The sequence below is a fragment of the Oceanimonas aquatica genome (assembly GCF_030732065.1).
In the GTDB taxonomy this organism is placed as follows: domain Bacteria; phylum Pseudomonadota; class Gammaproteobacteria; order Enterobacterales; family Aeromonadaceae; genus Oceanimonas.
In genome coordinates this window covers 279628-294961 of record NZ_JAVBHX010000004.1, presented here as the reverse complement: position 1 = coordinate 294961, position 15334 = coordinate 279628, and the positions used below count along the sequence as shown (strand labels likewise).

11 protein-coding genes are annotated in these 15334 nt (G+C 50.1%); 10 read left to right on the top strand and 1 reads right to left on the bottom strand.

Annotated elements, in window-relative coordinates; all coding sequences use genetic code 11:
• Positions 1-8 precede the first annotated feature (8 nt).
• The 9 genes from Q9290_RS08205 (at position 9) to pgi (ending at position 11468) form a co-directional block, all read left to right on the top strand.
• Positions 9-857, top strand: coding sequence for a sulfotransferase family 2 domain-containing protein (locus Q9290_RS08205; RefSeq protein WP_306079147.1), 849 nt, complete (start codon positions 9-11; stop codon positions 855-857).
• A gap of 169 nt (positions 858-1026) precedes the next feature.
• On the top strand, positions 1027-1983 hold the full coding sequence (locus Q9290_RS08200; RefSeq protein WP_306079146.1) for a hypothetical protein: 957 nt from the start codon (positions 1027-1029) through the stop codon (positions 1981-1983).
• 141 nt (positions 1984-2124) lie between these two features.
• Positions 2125-3486, top strand: a complete 1362-nt coding sequence (locus Q9290_RS08195; protein WP_306079145.1) for a hypothetical protein — start codon at positions 2125-2127, stop codon at positions 3484-3486.
• A gap of 20 nt (positions 3487-3506) precedes the next feature.
• Positions 3507-5804, top strand: coding sequence for a glycosyltransferase family 2 protein (locus Q9290_RS08190; protein WP_306079144.1), 2298 nt, complete (start codon positions 3507-3509; stop codon positions 5802-5804).
• A complete protein-coding gene (locus tag Q9290_RS08185) occupies positions 5804-6727 on the top strand; it encodes a glycosyltransferase family protein (protein WP_306079143.1) in 924 nt (307 codons plus the stop codon). Before Q9290_RS08190 ends, Q9290_RS08185 begins: the two co-directional genes overlap by 1 nt.
• Positions 6728-6791: 64 nt before the next feature.
• Complete coding sequence (gene rfbB, locus Q9290_RS08180; protein WP_306079142.1) at positions 6792-7856, top strand: dTDP-glucose 4,6-dehydratase; 1065 nt, start codon at positions 6792-6794, stop codon at positions 7854-7856.
• 12 nt (positions 7857-7868) lie between these two features.
• Positions 7869-8879: a UDP-glucose 4-epimerase GalE gene (gene galE / locus Q9290_RS08175; RefSeq protein WP_306079141.1), complete on the top strand. Its 1011-nt coding sequence runs from the start codon at positions 7869-7871 to the stop codon at positions 8877-8879.
• Between the two features lie 2 nt (positions 8880-8881).
• Positions 8882-9793: a UTP--glucose-1-phosphate uridylyltransferase GalU gene (gene galU, locus Q9290_RS08170; protein ID WP_306079140.1), complete on the top strand. Its 912-nt coding sequence runs from the start codon at positions 8882-8884 to the stop codon at positions 9791-9793.
• Between the two features lie 10 nt (positions 9794-9803).
• On the top strand, positions 9804-11468 hold the full coding sequence (pgi, locus tag Q9290_RS08165; RefSeq protein ID WP_371930907.1) for a glucose-6-phosphate isomerase: 1665 nt from the start codon (positions 9804-9806) through the stop codon (positions 11466-11468).
• Between the two features lie 175 nt (positions 11469-11643).
• Here the strand turns inward: pgi and Q9290_RS08160 are convergent, their stop codons facing one another.
• The gene (locus Q9290_RS08160; protein ID WP_306079138.1) at positions 11644-13368 is read right to left on the bottom strand and encodes an SLC13 family permease; all 1725 of its coding nucleotides are present in this window, start codon (positions 13366-13368) and stop codon (positions 11644-11646) included.
• Positions 13369-13851: 483 nt separating this feature from the next.
• Here Q9290_RS08160 and cysD point away from each other — a divergent pair, with 483 nt between their 5' ends.
• Positions 13852-15237: a sulfate adenylyltransferase subunit CysD gene (gene cysD / locus Q9290_RS08150; RefSeq protein WP_371930908.1), complete on the top strand. Its 1386-nt coding sequence runs from the start codon at positions 13852-13854 to the stop codon at positions 15235-15237.
• The last annotated feature ends 97 nt before the right edge of the window (positions 15238-15334 follow it).

Genomic DNA, 15334 nt, shown 5'->3' with positions numbered 1-15334 from the left:
ATAATTGTATGGAAAAGATATTTTTTGGACTTCATATACCAAAGTGTGCTGGCACAAGTGTTTTATCTGAGCTTAAGAGAAATTATGGAGATAGAATCTATCAGTCAACTTCATTAATAAGTAATGTGAGAGAAAATAAGCCTGACTTATTAGATGACTATCCAAATCTTTCTCATGATGGCTATTTTGGCCATCACTTCTGTGACGAACTACTAAAAATAATCAAAAATGATATATTTTTATTTACCTTCCTTAGGGATCCTCTTGACAGAGCTTTAAGCCATTATAAATACTTAAACAGAATGAACTTGTCTGTTGGTTTGCCTGAAGTTGAGTTTGAAGTTTTTGTCAAATCAATCCCTTCTATAACAGGATTTATTCTAGATCGATTTCCTGGATTAATTCAAAAAGATAAAAATGTGCCCCGTTGGATGAAAGCCGCATCTGTGCTTAAAAAGTTCGACTATGTGGGTGATTCAAATGATCTAATCTCTTTCCAAAACGTCTTTCAAGAAAACTTTGGCGTTAAACTAAATTTAAGCATACAGAAAAACAAAGCACCAAAAGAAGGTAATGAAATAGACTTAGATATTAAGGAGGCACTTTATTGCTCATTAGAAGATGATATCCTATTATATCAATGGTTTAAAAAACTATGGCATGAACATAGTAAGTCACCAGAAAAAGATAGTATAGATAGTTATCTAAAATCACCATTAAATGACAATAGAATTTTTAACTTCCATGCATCTAGCATGATAGCTGAATTCAGAGCAAACAATGATATTAATACTTTAAGAGAATTGAAGTTCAAAAATGAAAGGTTTAACCAATTGCTAAGTCAAAGGTTATCTTAAGGACAATATAGAAATTACATTTATATTTTAAGGCAATCATGAAATACGGGAATAGATTATAGTTATCAAAATGATAGCTGCATCTAAAGCATATTTTTCTTTGTGGAAAAGTTCATTGCCATTTCCATAAAGGCAAGTAAATAAAGTAACAATAAAAACTGGTATCATTATGTCTGAAGTTTTTTTACATATAGGACACGGCAAAACTGGGTCATCCTACCTTCAAAGCGTCCTGAACCTTTCCAAAGAAAAACTATTGGAGAATGGCTTTTCTTATCCTTTAGAAGAAAAGGACTGTTTAGATCCAGAAAAAATCTCTTCAGGAAATGGAAGATTGATATATGAATTAAACCTCGATTGGTTAGACAAAAACAAAAAAGTAATATTTAGTGATGAGCACCTATTTAGAATGATGTGTGACAGCAGGTATTTAAATAAACTATCGGAACAATTTAAGAGTTTAGGCTTTACCAAAGCCCATATTCTCCTGTTTACTAGGGATCCAGTTTCTCACGCTGCATCTTCATACCAGCAAAGTATAAAAAGAGATGGTAACCACCATTCTATAGAGAGTAGGTTCGAATCATATGACATTCCGAAGAAGGTAGCTGAACTAATTAGAACAGTAAACTCTGACAGCTTTTTTGATATCAGGGTTTATAATTACTCGAAGCACAAAAAAGATTTGGTTGGAAGGCTTGCTGATTGGCTCAACTTAGATAAAAGCATTTTTTCTCTCCCCAAAAAGAAGACAATAAATCGCTCACTTACCAGTTCAGAGTTATATATCCAATCTTCATTCAACAAGCATCTTGGAAAATGCTCCGCCCTAATATCTGACCCTCTATGCGAGCTTCTTCCCAATGTGAAAGCAGATGTTATCCTGCCAGACACAAAAACTCAAACGGAAATGTTAGAACGTATCAAGGAGGATATTAACTTCGTAAACAAAAAATTCCCCAATGAAGCCTATAGATTTGATGTAACCGAATCACAAGACTCAATTAAAAACAAGATGACACTATCTACAGAACAACTTGAAGTAATTTGTAACTCATTAGCAAAGCGTATACTTGAACAGCGAAATGTCATTAAAAAACTAAAGTCAACCAAGTCTTCCGATTAAAAAGTAAAAACAAACAACATTATATGATTGACTTAGTGTGAGTTGTAGTAAACACGGCTATCAAACTAACAAAAGCCTCTACTTTGACTTATAAGCCGCCGGAGTGAGTTTAATGCCTGAAAACAATGACCGAAAAACAAAATGATAAATAAAATAGTAAATGTATTCCGCCCTTCAAAAGGCTCATCAACGCCTCAGGATGTAATCATTCATATAGGTTCGCCGAAGTGTGGCTCATCCGCCGTACAAAGGTTTTGCATTAAAAACAGAGAAAAACTTCTTGAACTTGGCTATTACTACCCGGAGCATAGTCTGGACAGTAATGGAGTATCTGGCGGCCACACCCAGGTAGCCGGCGCACTGATACAAAAAGACATTAGCCTGGCCAAAGCGAACCTGACAACCTGGTTAACGGAAGCCAAGACTAGAAATGCCACATTACTGCTTTCTGCCGAGGCTTTTTATGGCCAGCACAATGCTATTGCTGAATTGTGTGAAGGGGTTAAAGTAACCGTTATCGCCTTTTTAAGGCACCCTGCAGACTATTTACTGGCCAACCATAATCAGGGAATAAAGCGGCATATGGAAACTCGCCGGCTCAGTGAGCTGTTGCCTGTGCAGCTTGGTCAGCAAACGGGTCATTTGGCGGGGCTGCCACTGTTACACTGGGCAGACAAGTTTGGCGATGATAACTGTATTTTTATGCCTTATCAGTCACCTTCTGCAGGCAGCACACCTCTTGAACTGCAATTTTTAATGGCTGCTGGCATACCGGAAAAAAACGCCAAAGCTTTGACTAACAACCTGGACAAAATCACTAACCGGAGTTATGTAAAATCAGCCCTTGAGCTTAAGCGTTTACTTAATACTGTTTTGCCCGAGTTGCCAGCGCAATATGCTCATGAGATAGATTGGGCATTGCAGCATTATTCAGATAACGCAACAGATGAACATGCTTTTACCCAGGCTGACCTTGGCGATGACATACGAGAAAAGCTGAATCATCATCTTTTAAGTCAGATGAAACCAGTTGTTAAGCGGTTTCCTCAGCTGGAAAGTGTGACCAAAATGGCCTCTGCCAGCAACACCAAGAGTGACCTCAATCTTTCCAAACCTCTTAAGGCGCTGGAAGAGTCTGCCCCCATAGCGGTAAATGCAGTTATAAAACAGGCCGTGATATTACGGGACTCTCACAGAGATGACTATGCGTTTTGTAAGTTGCTTGATGTACTTGGCATTGAGTTTGCTGAGCCTAAAGCAAGAAAAGCCATCCCGGGTTTAACCGCACCTCAAAAGCAGGTATTAAATAGCGGAAAGGCTCAACCTGCTGATTGCTTACGTGAGTTGGCTGTATTACTGGAAAAGCAGAATTTGTTACAAGATGCTCACTTTGCCATTTCAGCCGCTTTAAAAAACCGTCCCAATGGCGAAGGTATTAAGCGCATAAAAGCCAGAATAGAGCAAAAAATAAACACTCAAAAAGCCACTTTGAAAGCTCACTAATTATTACTCTTGGAAAATAGATGCTAAGCAAAACGGCAAGGCAAAAACTGGGGTTTATTCGCCACCCCAGTTGGAACAAAAAAAACTCTCTGCAGTCTCTTGAAAAAAGCACCTACCAGTTTCAGGCATTAAGCAACGACCCTCAGTTTATTACCCACACTCGCTATTGGCTGCCTGGCTGGTATATGCTGGAACTTGCCATCGAGCACGATCAGCCCAGTGCCGTTGCCGAGTTGTTTTTCGATACAGGTGATGGTTTTAATGCAGGGCAGAGTTTGCAACTGCCATTACCACAGGCCAAAGTGCTTAAACGCGTTTGCTACCTGCCTTTTGGTCTGCGTGCATTGCGGTTAGATCCCATCTCCGCAGAAGGCCGCTTTAGCATTACCCACTGCAAGCTGGTATGGCTTAAACCCTCTTTTGCCAGCAGCCGCATTATGCAGCGTTTAAGCAAAGTACACAGAGATTATAAAGAGCAGGAGTTACCGGCTATCAGTTCAGCTCTTGCCAGAGAAGCAAAGCAGCAAGGAACCTCCTGGCGAGCTGTGGCATTGCAGGCTTATGAGAGTACTTTTGAACACTCAGTGCCTGGCATCAGTTATGAATGGTGGCTTGAACAACAAGCTGAGCGCCGCCAGGAACAGTTACAAACACTGCAACGCCAGCAATCGGAGTGGACCTGTCAGCCTGTTATTTCCATATTGCTGCCCGTTTATAACACGCCACCAACACTGCTGGCTGAGTGCATACACTCGGTAACCGCCCAAGTTTACTCAAACTGGCAGTTGTGTATCGCAGACGATGCTTCAACCAGCCCAGAAACCAGAAAGGCACTGCAGCAGCTGTGTGCCGGCGATGAGCGCATTAAGCTGGTGCGGCGGGAAAATAACGGTCACATTAGCGCAGCCAGTAACTCAGCTTTGGCTGTAGCCACCGGTGACTATGTGGCGTTGCTGGATCATGATGATTTGCTCAGCCCCGATGCCCTGCTTAAGGTAGCAGCAGCTATTAACCAACACCCCGATGCCTTGCTGCTATATAGTGATGAAGACAAAGTTGATGAGCAGGGCAAACGCTATGATCCGCATTTCAAGCCCGGCTGGAATCCGGATTTATTGCTGAGCCAGAACTATATTTCTCATCTTGGGGTGTATCAGCGCCAGCGAATGATCAGCATTGGTGGCTTCAGAGAAGGGCTGGAAGGCAGCCAGGATCACGACCTTGTATTGCGCTTTACCGATGGCTTTACCGATGGCCTGAGCGCTGAACATATTGTGCATATTCCTGAGGTGCTCTATCACTGGCGTGCGGTGGCCGGCTCTACCGCACTGGGCAGCAATGAAAAAAGCTATGCTCACCAGGCCGGGCTTGAAGCAGTTCAACAATATGTAAGCAAACAGCACCCGGGAGCCTCTGTCAGCTCTACCGCTGGTGATTATTATCGTGTGGTCTGGCCCCTGCCCTCACCAGCACCGCTGGTCAGCCTGCTGGTTCCCACCCGTGATGGCGTAGACATTCTGGCTCCGTGTGTGAACGCCATTCTGGAAAAAACGGATTATCGTCATTTTGAGCTGATTATTCTGGATAACCAGAGCAGTTGCCCGCGCACTCTTGAATATATGCAGCAGGTGAGTGAACGGGATGAACGGGTGCGTGTACTGCGCTGGGATCATCCCTTTAACTACTCTGCCATTAACAACTTTGGTGCCAGCCAGGCCAAAGGCAGCATTATTGGTCTTATTAATAACGATGTGGAGCCCATTAATGCCGGCTGGTTAAGCGAAATGGTCAGCCAGGCATGCCGCCCGGAAATTGGTTGTGTGGGTGCCAAGCTTTATTACCCTAATGGCTCTTTGCAGCATGCGGGTGTTATTCTGGGCATTGGCGGCGTGGCGGGACATAGCCACAAGTATTTTAATGGCAATGCGCCGGGTTACTTCTCTCGCCTGCAGCTGGTGCAAAACTTGTCTGCAGTCACTGCGGCCTGCCTGCTGGTGCGTAAAGATATTTTCGAACAGGTAGGTGGGTTAAACGAAGAGCACTTGAAAGTGGCATTTAACGACGTCGATTTTTGCCTTAAGGTGCGGGAAGCCGGTTACCGTAACCTCTTTACGCCGTTTGCAGAGCTTTATCATCACGAGTCGGTTTCTCGCGGCGCGGAAGACAACCTGGAAAAGCAGGCGCGTTTTCAGGCAGAAATTGCCTACATGCGCAAAACCTGGGGGCCACTGCTGGATAACGACCCGGCCTATAACCCCAACCTCACCCTGGCATATGAAGACTTTTCGCTGCGGTGCTCTTCAGCCTGTTTCTCATAATGAAAGTTCTGGTTGTTGAGCAGGGTGCCAACCCCAGCACCGATTTTTTTATTCGTCCGTGGGCAGAAGATAATCAGGCACAATGTGAGTTTATGTCGCTCTCCAGCCCGCCACCTGCACAGCAAAAATGGGATCTGGTTGTTTTTGTACGCTACATCACTCCTGCCTGGCGCGCCTGGCTAACAAACAACAAAAACCACATTAGCCGCATTGCGCTGTTTATGGATGATGACCTGTTCAGCCTTAAAGCTCATGTTCACCTGCCACTGCGCTATCGTTATAAGCTGTTTAAATATGCCTGGCAGCAGCAATTCTGGCTGAAGCGTGCCAACTGCGAGCTTTGGGTATCTACACCATGGCTGGCAAAAAAATATGCCAGCTGGTCGCCTTTGGTGCTGACACCTTCATCTCCTCACCGGCATCAAACACCACAAAAAACGCTGTTTTATCATGGCTCAGCTTCGCACCAGAGCGAGCTTGACTGGCTTTACCCGGTGTTTGAGCAAGTTCTGATGCAGGACCACAGCATCAGTGTGGAGCTGATAGGTAATCATAACGTGCGTAAGCAGTTTGCCACTTTACCCAGGATACATGTGCTGCACCCCATGAGCTGGCCAGCCTATCAGGCTCTGCTGGCCCGCACGGGCAGGTGCATTGGCCTTGCTCCCCTGCTTGAAAATGCGTTTAACTCAGCGCGGGCACCTACCAAATTTTTTGATATTACTCAGGCAGGTGCGGTTGGCATTTATGCAGATCATCCCGTTTACCGCTCTGTCATCAAAGACGGTTATAATGGACTGCTATTACCCATGGAGCAGCAGACCTGGGCTGACGCAATTCTGGCACTGAGCAAAAACGAAGAGCAGAGACAGGCCATGCAGCAGCAGGCTCTGGACACACACACCTCTTACCCTTCATCCTGACAAGGGTAAGAGCACTTGCTCAAAGTGTATATAAATTCATCTTCAGATAATAAAAGAGACTGTAATGCGTAAAATTCTGGTTACCGGCGGTGCCGGCTTTATCGGCTCTGCCGTGGTTCGTCATATTATTGAAAACACTCAGGATGAAGTGATTAACCTGGACAAACTCACTTATGCCGGTAACCTGGAGTCGCTTACCTGTGTAGCCGAATCTGCCCGCTATCACTTTGTTAAGCTGGATATTTGTGATCGTGCCGGCCTGGATGAAGTGTTTGCGCAGTATAAGCCAGACGCCGTTATGCACCTGGCAGCAGAAAGCCACGTAGACAGATCCATTACTGGTCCGGCTGAGTTTATCAATACCAATATTGTGGGCACTTACACTCTGCTGGAAGCCGCCCGCCACTACTGGAACGGACTTGAAGACGGTGCCAAAGCCGCGTTTCGTTTTCATCACATTTCTACTGATGAAGTGTATGGCGATTTGCACGGCACTGATGACCTCTTCACAGAAACCACCCCTTATGCGCCCAGCTCGCCCTACTCGGCCAGCAAGGCCAGCTCGGATCATCTGGTGCGGGCCTGGCAACGCACCTATGGCCTGCCCACCCTTATTACCAACTGCTCCAACAACTACGGGCCTTATCACTTCCCGGAAAAGCTGATCCCGCTGGTGATTTTAAATGCACTGGAAGGCAAGCCGCTGCCCATTTATGGCAAGGGCGACCAGATTCGTGACTGGTTGTATGTGGAAGATCACGCCCGGGCGCTGTATGAGGTGGTCACCCGTGGTGAAGTGGGTGAAACCTACAATATTGGCGGCCATAACGAGAAGCAGAACATAGAAGTGGTAAAAACCATCTGCACCATTCTGGATGAGCTGGCTCCATCTGCTCATTCCCCCTACGCTAGCTTAATTACCCACGTAGCCGACAGACCCGGTCATGATGTGCGCTATGCCATAGATGCCGCCAAAATTGAGCGTGAACTGGGCTGGTCCCCGGAAGAAACCTTTGAAAGCGGCATTCGTAAAACTGTGCAGTGGTACCTTGCCAATCAGGAGTGGGTGAATAATGTAAAAAGTGGTGAATACCAGAACTGGATCACCAAACAATATACCGCTTCATAATATTTATTAACTATGTCTCATATTTTAATTATCGGTGGAGCCGGTTATATCGGCTCTCATATGTCCAAGCAGCTGGTTAACCACGGTTACCAGGTTACCGTTCTGGACAATCTCAGTACCGGGCACAAACCGCTGGCACAATATGGCAAGCTGGTAGTAGGTGATCTGGCAGACACCCACCTGCTGGAAAACCTGTTTTCTAACAATACCTTTAGCGGTGTGATGCATTTTGCTGCCAGCAGCCTGGTGGGTGAGTCTATGGTGGAGCCTGCCAGATATTACCGTAATAATGTTGCCAACACCCTTAATCTGCTGGATGTAATGGTGCGCCACAGGGTGAAAAATTTCATTTTTTCATCCACGGCTGCCACCTTTGGCGAGCCGGAATACACCCCTATTGATGAAGCGCACCCACAAAGCCCGATCAACCCCTATGGTGCCAGCAAGCTGATGGTAGAAAGAATTCTGCAGGATTATGCCAGTGCATATGGCCTTAATTCTGTCTGCCTGCGTTACTTCAACGCCTGTGGGGCCGATCCTGCTGGTGAGCTGGGTGAATGCCACGAGCCGGAAACCCATCTTATTCCACTGGTGTTACAGGCTGCTTCCGGCAGACGAGAATGCATTAAAGTATTTGGCAGAGACTATGCCACAGAAGATGGCACCTGCATTCGGGATTATATTCATGTTGAAGATCTCTGCTCTGCTCACGGCCTGGCACTGCAGCATTTGCTGAGCACGCACATTCAGGGAGCACAGGCCTACAACCTCGGTAATGGTCTTGGGTTTTCTGTGCAGCAGATTATTGATGCCGCCATTAAGGTGGTTGCCGAGCAAGGTTATAAGCTGAAAGTAGAAGAAGCAGAACGCCGGGCCGGCGATCCGGCTGTGCTTGTAGCTGACGCTACCCGCGCCCAAAGTGAGCTGGGTTGGCAGCCAAAATTTGATAGCATAGACACCATTATTCGCCACGCATGGCAGTGGGAGCTGAAGCAGGCGTCGTCAATTATAAAAAAGGGATAACAATGAAAGCTATCATCCCCGTAGCAGGCCTTGGCACCCGCATGCTGCCCGCTACCAAAGCCATTCCTAAAGAAATGCTGCCCATTGTGGATAAGCCACTTATTCAGTATGTAGTAACTGAGGCAGTCGCAGCTGGTTTTAAAGAGATTGTGCTGGTTACTCATTCCAGTAAAAACTCTATTGAGAACCACTTTGACACCAGCTTTGAGTTGGAAGCCACGCTGGAAAAACGAGTAAAGCGTCAGCTACTGGCGGAAGTACGCTCCATTTGCCCCAATGACGTTACCATTATGCATGTGCGCCAGGGTGCCGCAAAAGGTTTGGGCCATGCCGTACTTTGTGCCCGGCCTATGGTGGGTGATCAGCCTTTTGCCGTTATTTTGCCCGATGTATTAATAGATGATGCTGCCTGCAACCTGGCGAAAGATAACCTGGCACGAATGCGTGAACGTTTTGAAGAAACGGGTAACAGCCAGATTATGGTAGAGCCGGTCCCCAAGCATCTGGTAAGCCAATATGGCGTGGTGGATTGCATGGGGCATGATGTTGCTGTTGACCAAAGCAAACCCATGAGCGGTATTGTGGAAAAGCCCGCCGCTGAGCAGGCTCCGTCCAACCTGGCGGTGGTGGGCCGCTATGTGCTTAGCAAAGCAATCTGGCCACTACTGGCCAAAACGCCTCCCGGGGCCGGGGATGAAATTCAGCTTACCGACGCCATAGCAGAGTTGATGCAGCAAGAACGGACAGATGCCTACCGCATGGTTGGCAAAAGTCACGACTGCGGCAGCAAGCTGGGCTATATGAAAGCCAATGTAGAATATGCCCTGCGCCACCCCGAGCTGGGTGAGGAGTTTGCCAGCATGCTTGCAACTTATACCGGCAATAAGGTAGTACCGTTTGCCGCGGGTGAATAACCGAACTGGATTGATTGTGCCGTTATCTACACATCCTTTGTTTAAGGCGCTGCAACGCAGCGCTGAATCCATGCCCACGCTGGCAGAACGCTTTGCTGAAAACAGCCAGCGCGTGCAGCAGCTTACTTTTCATTTTGGTGACGAGTTGCTGGTGGACCTTTCTCGCCAGCAGGTGTGCCCTGGCGTGTTGCAGCAGCTGTGCGAGCTGGCCCGGCAAATGAATCTGCCTGCGGCCATTGCCGGCCTGTTTGCCGATAACCAGTTTAACCCCACCGAGCAGCGCGCCGTGCTGCACACGGCACTGCGTATGCCGGCCGGTGCCGTGCTGATGCGTAACGGGGAAAATATTATCCCCGTTGTGCATGCAGAGCTGACTAAAATGCGCCGCTTTTGCCAGCGCATACACAATGGCGAATGGCGGGGTTACACCGGACTGCCCGTGACGGATGTGGTCAACATTGGCATTGGTGGCTCCGACCTGGGCCCGGCCATGGTGTGCGAGGCACTTAAGCCCTATTGCACCACCGGCATTCGCGCGCATTTTGTGTCGAACATAGACCCGGCGCATTTAGCCACCACCCTTGACCAGCTTAACCCGGCCACTACCTTGTTTGTGGTGTCGTCCAAAAGCTTTGGCACGGATGAGACCATGTCTAACGCGGTGGCTGCCCGCCAGTGGCTGCTGAGTGCCTGTGGTGATGAGAGCCTGATTCAGCAGCATTTTGTGGCGGTGTCTACCAATCATCGCAAGGTGGTGGAGTTTGGCATTGCGGCCGAGAACATGTTTGAGTTCTGGGACTGGGTAGGCGGGCGCTTTTCTTTGTGGTCGGCCATTGGCCTGCCCATTGCGCTGGCCGTGGGCTTTGAGCGCTTTGAGCAGCTGCTGGCCGGTGCCCATGCCATGGATGAACACCTGCGCACCACGCCCCTTGAGCAGAACATTCCGGTGCTGCTGGCGTTGTTAACCGTGTGGAACCATAACGTGCTGGGCCATGCCAGCGAAGGGGTGTTCCCCTACAGCCAGCTGATGCACCGCTTTCCGGCGTTTTTGCAGCAGCTGAATATGGAGTCGAACGGCAAGTCGGTTACCTTGAGTGGCGAGCCGGTCAGCTGTGCCACCGGCCCCATTGTGTTTGGTGATGTGGGCTCCAACAGCCAGCATGCGTTTTTTCAGCTGCTGCATCAGGGCACCACTGTGGTGCCGGCGGAGTTTATTGGTTTTGTAAACTCGCCTTACGACTTTGCTGCTCACCGGCACAAGCTGCTGGCCAATATGCTGGCCCAGGCAGAGGCACTGGCCTTTGGCAAACCGGCCGCTGAGGTGGAAGCCGAGCTGAGCGCGGAAGGCTTGAGCGAACAGCGCATTGCCGAGCTGCTGCCCAGTAAGGTGATGCCCGGCAACCGCCCCAGCACGGTGATTTTGTGCAAGGAGCTGACGCCTCACACCCTTGGCAGCTTAATTGCCCTGTATGAGCACAAAACCTTTGTACAGGGCGTGCTGTGGAGCGTGAACAGCTTTGACCAGTGGGGCGTAGAGCTGGGCAAAAAGCTGGCCAGCGGTCTGGTGGGTGCCCTTGCCGGTGAAACGGATGCCTCAAACCACGATGCGGCCACGCAGAGTCTGGTGCAGCAAATTTGCCGTTGGAGCGCCCCTGCGGGGAGCTGTAAGCCGTAAGCTATCAGCTGTAAGTTAACCCCCTCCCAGCCTCCCCCTTGGTAAGGGGGAGGAGCTGAAATGGTGCCCCTTGAAAAGGGGGAGGAGATGAAATGGTGCCCCTTGAAAAGGGGGAGGAGCAAATCGGTTCCCTCCCCTTGCCAAGGGGAGGGTTAGGGTGGGGTTAAGGGCTGAGTTAAAACGGAAACACCACCGGCACCAGTGCTATCACTCCTGCTGAATACACCAGGCTTACGGGAAGGCCGGTTTTAATGAAGTCGGTCATGCGGTAGTGGCCTGGTGAATACACCATTAAGTGCGTTTGATAGCCAAAGGGCACCATAAAGCAGGCGCTGGCACCAAAGGCCACTGCCATAATAAACGGCATGGGATCAGCGCCAAAAGCCTGAGCGGTAGACAGCCCCACCGGAAATGCCAGCGCTGCGGCGGCGTTGTTGGTGACGGTTTCTGTAAGCATGAGTGTCATTACATATACGCCCACAAAAGCCCCGAACACGCCATAGCCACTGAACAAGCTGCGCATGCCGTCTGCCACCAGCTGGGCCGCGCCCGAGCTGTCCATGGCTTTGGCTACCGTCAGCGCAGAACCAATAATAATAACCAGCTCAAACGGAAAGCGCCGGCGCAGCTCGCCCAGGGTTAATATGCGGCTTAGCAACAGGCCGGCCAGCAACAGCAGCAGGCCATTTAACAGCGGCAATGCGCCAAAGGCGGCCAGTGCCACCACGGCACCAAAGCCCACAAAAGCGAGCGTGCTTTGCCGGTTGCTGAGCTTGGGCCGCTGCCAGTTGCCCAGAATATGAAAGTTGCGGTCTATGTTGCGGTGCTGCGTAAAGTCTTGCCCCACGGCCAGCAGCAGGCTGTCTCCCACTTTCAGCGGTATGGTGCCCAGCTGGCCGGTTAACCGCTTGTTGCCCCGTCTTATGCCCACCACACCGGCATTAAACATGGTGCGAAAATCCACTTCCTGCAAGGTGCTTTTGGCCAGCTCCGACTGATTGGACACCACTACTTCTACCAGGTTGGATGCCAGCAGTTTGTCTACCCCGTTGCCAAACAGCTCCAGCCCGTTAAATGGCTGCAGTGCCTGCACTTTTTCTATTTCTCCGGTGAACACCAATACGTCATTTGCTTCCAGAATCTCATCGGGTGCCACCGGGCTTATCAGCCTTTCGTTGCGTACTATTTCCAGCAAATAAAGACCATTTAAGTTTCTGAGTTTGTTTTGCTCTATGCTGCGGCCAATAAGCGGCGCACCGGGCTGCACTTTGGCTTCCAGAAAATAAGGCTGCTGACCGTTGTGTTGCTGTAATTTGTGCCGGGGCAGCCAGCGCCGGCTGAGCATAATCACAAGCAGGCACAGCAGCGCCACCGGCACGCCCACAGCGGCAAATTCAAACATGCCCAGCGCCGGCAGGCCGGCATTTACTACAAAGGAGTTAACCACCAGATTGGTAGAGGTGCCAATCAGGGTAGTGATGCCCCCCAGCACAGAGGCAAACGACAACGGAATAAGCAAGCGCGAAGGTGCTATGTGCTGCTGGCGGGAAATGACGCCCAGCAAAGAGCCCACCACGGCGGTGTTGTTGAGAAAGGCCGAGAGTGTGGCGGTAACGCCCATCAGCCTGAAGGTGGCCAGATGCTCGTTGCCCTTAAGCAGCGCGCCGGAAAAACGCTCCAGCAGTGGAGAGCGCTCCAGCGCCAGTGACACCAGCATTAATACCAGCAGGGTGGCCAGCGCCGGATTGGTAAAACTGCTTAACCATTGCTGCTGAGTTACTACTCCCAGCATTAAATAGCCGGTTGCCCAGCTGCCAAACAGCACAGCCGGCGACAGCTTTCCGCGCACCAGCAACACCAGCAGCACTCCTACCGATGCCAATACCCACCAGGCCATCATTTTTCCCGTTCTTTTATATGCATGCTTTTATTCTACTTTGTTGTTTAATACACTGTCATCCGAAACTGAGCCTGCATTTTTTATAAATCGCTTAAAGCCAAGTGGTAACTGGGTTTGAACAACAAACAAAGTATTAAAGATTTATCGCCAGCAACGTTAAACCAGCGCCGGAAACAGGCGGTGGAGCTGCGCCTTGGCGGTGCTACTTTGGCTCAGGTTTCTGCTGCCACCGGGTTAAGCAACCCCACCATTATTGCCGCCTGCAAAGCCTTTGCCGCCGGTGGCTGGGATGCCATAAAAGTAAAGCCCAGAGGCCGGCAAAAAGGTGAAGGCCGCGCCTTGTCTGCCGAGCAAGAACAGGTGTTGCTGCAGCGCCTGCACACTGCGCCGCCGGAAGGAGGGCTATGGCACTCTGGGCTGGTGCTTGAGTGGCTGGCAGCAGAGCTGAACGTGAATGTAAGCGAACGCTCGCTGCTGCGCTTTATGGAACGTCACCAGTTGCAGAGAGAGCCGGAGCAAACGGTCTTCTCCCGCTTTACCCACCCGGCATGTGAACAATGGCGCAGGCATGCGTTACCCATTATCGAGCAACGTGCCCGGCATATGAATGCCCGTGTATTATGGGCGGGAATAAAAAACCTGGGCACTTATACGCAGCTTTATGCTCATACCCCCAGAGGCCGGCAATACTGGATGATGGCCCCCTATCCCGCTGCTGCCCTTGATTTTATTGCTTTTTTTGAACGCCTGATAACTGAAGAGCCATCCGCCTGTCTGGTGCTGCGCGGTTGCGCGTTATCCCGGAATGAAACCATTCAGCACTGGCTGGGTACGCATTCACAGCTGAATGTGTTTCACCCGGCCGCTCATTCATTTTCACCGGCAGAGCCGGTGCAAACACATCATGGTCGTCGCACACAGCCGCTGGCTGCCCGTGACTCGGCTACATCTGTAACAACGAGGACTTCAATGAACCTTACTCACCTGCAACGGCTGGAAGCCGAAAGTATTCACATTATGCGGGAAGTAGTGGCCGAGGCCGACAACCCGGTCATGCTTTATTCCATTGGTAAAGACAGCGCCGTGATGCTGCATCTGGCCATGAAAGCCTTTTACCCCTCGGTGCCCCCCTTCCCTCTGCTGCATGTAGACACCCGCTGGAAATTCCGTGAAATGTACGAGTTCCGCGACCACATGGCCAAAAAGCTCGGCATGGAGCTGCTGGTGCACGTCAACCCGGAAGCCATTGAAAAAGACATCAACCCCTTTACTCATGGCTCCGCCATTCATACCGACATCACCAAGACCGAAGGCCTGAAGCAGGCGCTGGACAAGTACGGTTTTGATGCCGCCTTTGGTGGCGCCCGCCGCGATGAAGAGAAGTCCCGCGCCAAGGAGCGTATTTTCTCCTTCCGCACCGCTCAGCACCGCTGGGACCCCAAAAACCAGCGCCCCGAGCTGTGGAAACAGTACAACGCCCGCAAGCACAAGGGCGAGTCCATTCGGGTGTTCCCCCTGTCCAACTGGACCGAGCTGGATATCTGGCAGTACATTCACCTCGAGAACATTCCCATCGTGCCGTTGTATTACGCCGCCGAGCGCCCGGTGGTGGAGCGTGACGGCACCCTGATCATGGTGGATGACGAGCGCATGCCGCTGAAAGACGGCGAAGTGCCCATGATGAAGCACGTGCGTTTCCGCACCCTCGGCTGCTACCCGCTCACCGGCGCGGTGGAGTCCACCGCCGCCACCCTGCCCGACATTATTCAGGAAATGCTGCTGACTAAAACCTCCGAGCGCCAGGGCCGCATGATTGACCACGACTCCGCCGCATCCATGGAGAAAAAGAAACAAGAGGGTTACTTCTAACGTGCCGAAGGCACGTTAGAAAGCTGGAAGCCGGCAGCTTGAAGCTGGAAGTGGCGTAGGTTGGCGATGAGCGTAGCGAATCCCAACAATGCAGGCG

Bases quoted from the DNA above. Each gene is read 5' to 3' on its own strand.
- Q9290_RS08205 (WP_306079147.1), top strand. From the start codon at position 9: ATGGAAAAGATATTTTTTGGACTTCATATACCAAAGTGTGCTGGCACA.
- Q9290_RS08200 (WP_306079146.1), top strand. From the start codon at position 1,027: ATGTCTGAAGTTTTTTTACATATAGGACACGGCAAAACTGGGTCATCC.
- Q9290_RS08195 (WP_306079145.1), top strand. From the start codon at position 2,125: ATGATAAATAAAATAGTAAATGTATTCCGCCCTTCAAAAGGCTCATCA.
- Q9290_RS08190 (WP_306079144.1), top strand. From the start codon at position 3,507: ATGCTAAGCAAAACGGCAAGGCAAAAACTGGGGTTTATTCGCCACCCC.
- Q9290_RS08185 (WP_306079143.1), top strand. From the start codon at position 5,804: ATGAAAGTTCTGGTTGTTGAGCAGGGTGCCAACCCCAGCACCGATTTT.
- rfbB (WP_306079142.1), top strand. From the start codon at position 6,792: ATGCGTAAAATTCTGGTTACCGGCGGTGCCGGCTTTATCGGCTCTGCC.
- galE (WP_306079141.1), top strand. From the start codon at position 7,869: ATGTCTCATATTTTAATTATCGGTGGAGCCGGTTATATCGGCTCTCAT.
- galU (WP_306079140.1), top strand. From the start codon at position 8,882: ATGAAAGCTATCATCCCCGTAGCAGGCCTTGGCACCCGCATGCTGCCC.
- Q9290_RS08160 (WP_306079138.1), bottom strand. From the start codon at position 13,368: ATGATGGCCTGGTGGGTATTGGCATCGGTAGGAGTGCTGCTGGTGTTG.
- cysD (WP_371930908.1), top strand. From the start codon at position 13,852: ATGGAACGTCACCAGTTGCAGAGAGAGCCGGAGCAAACGGTCTTCTCC.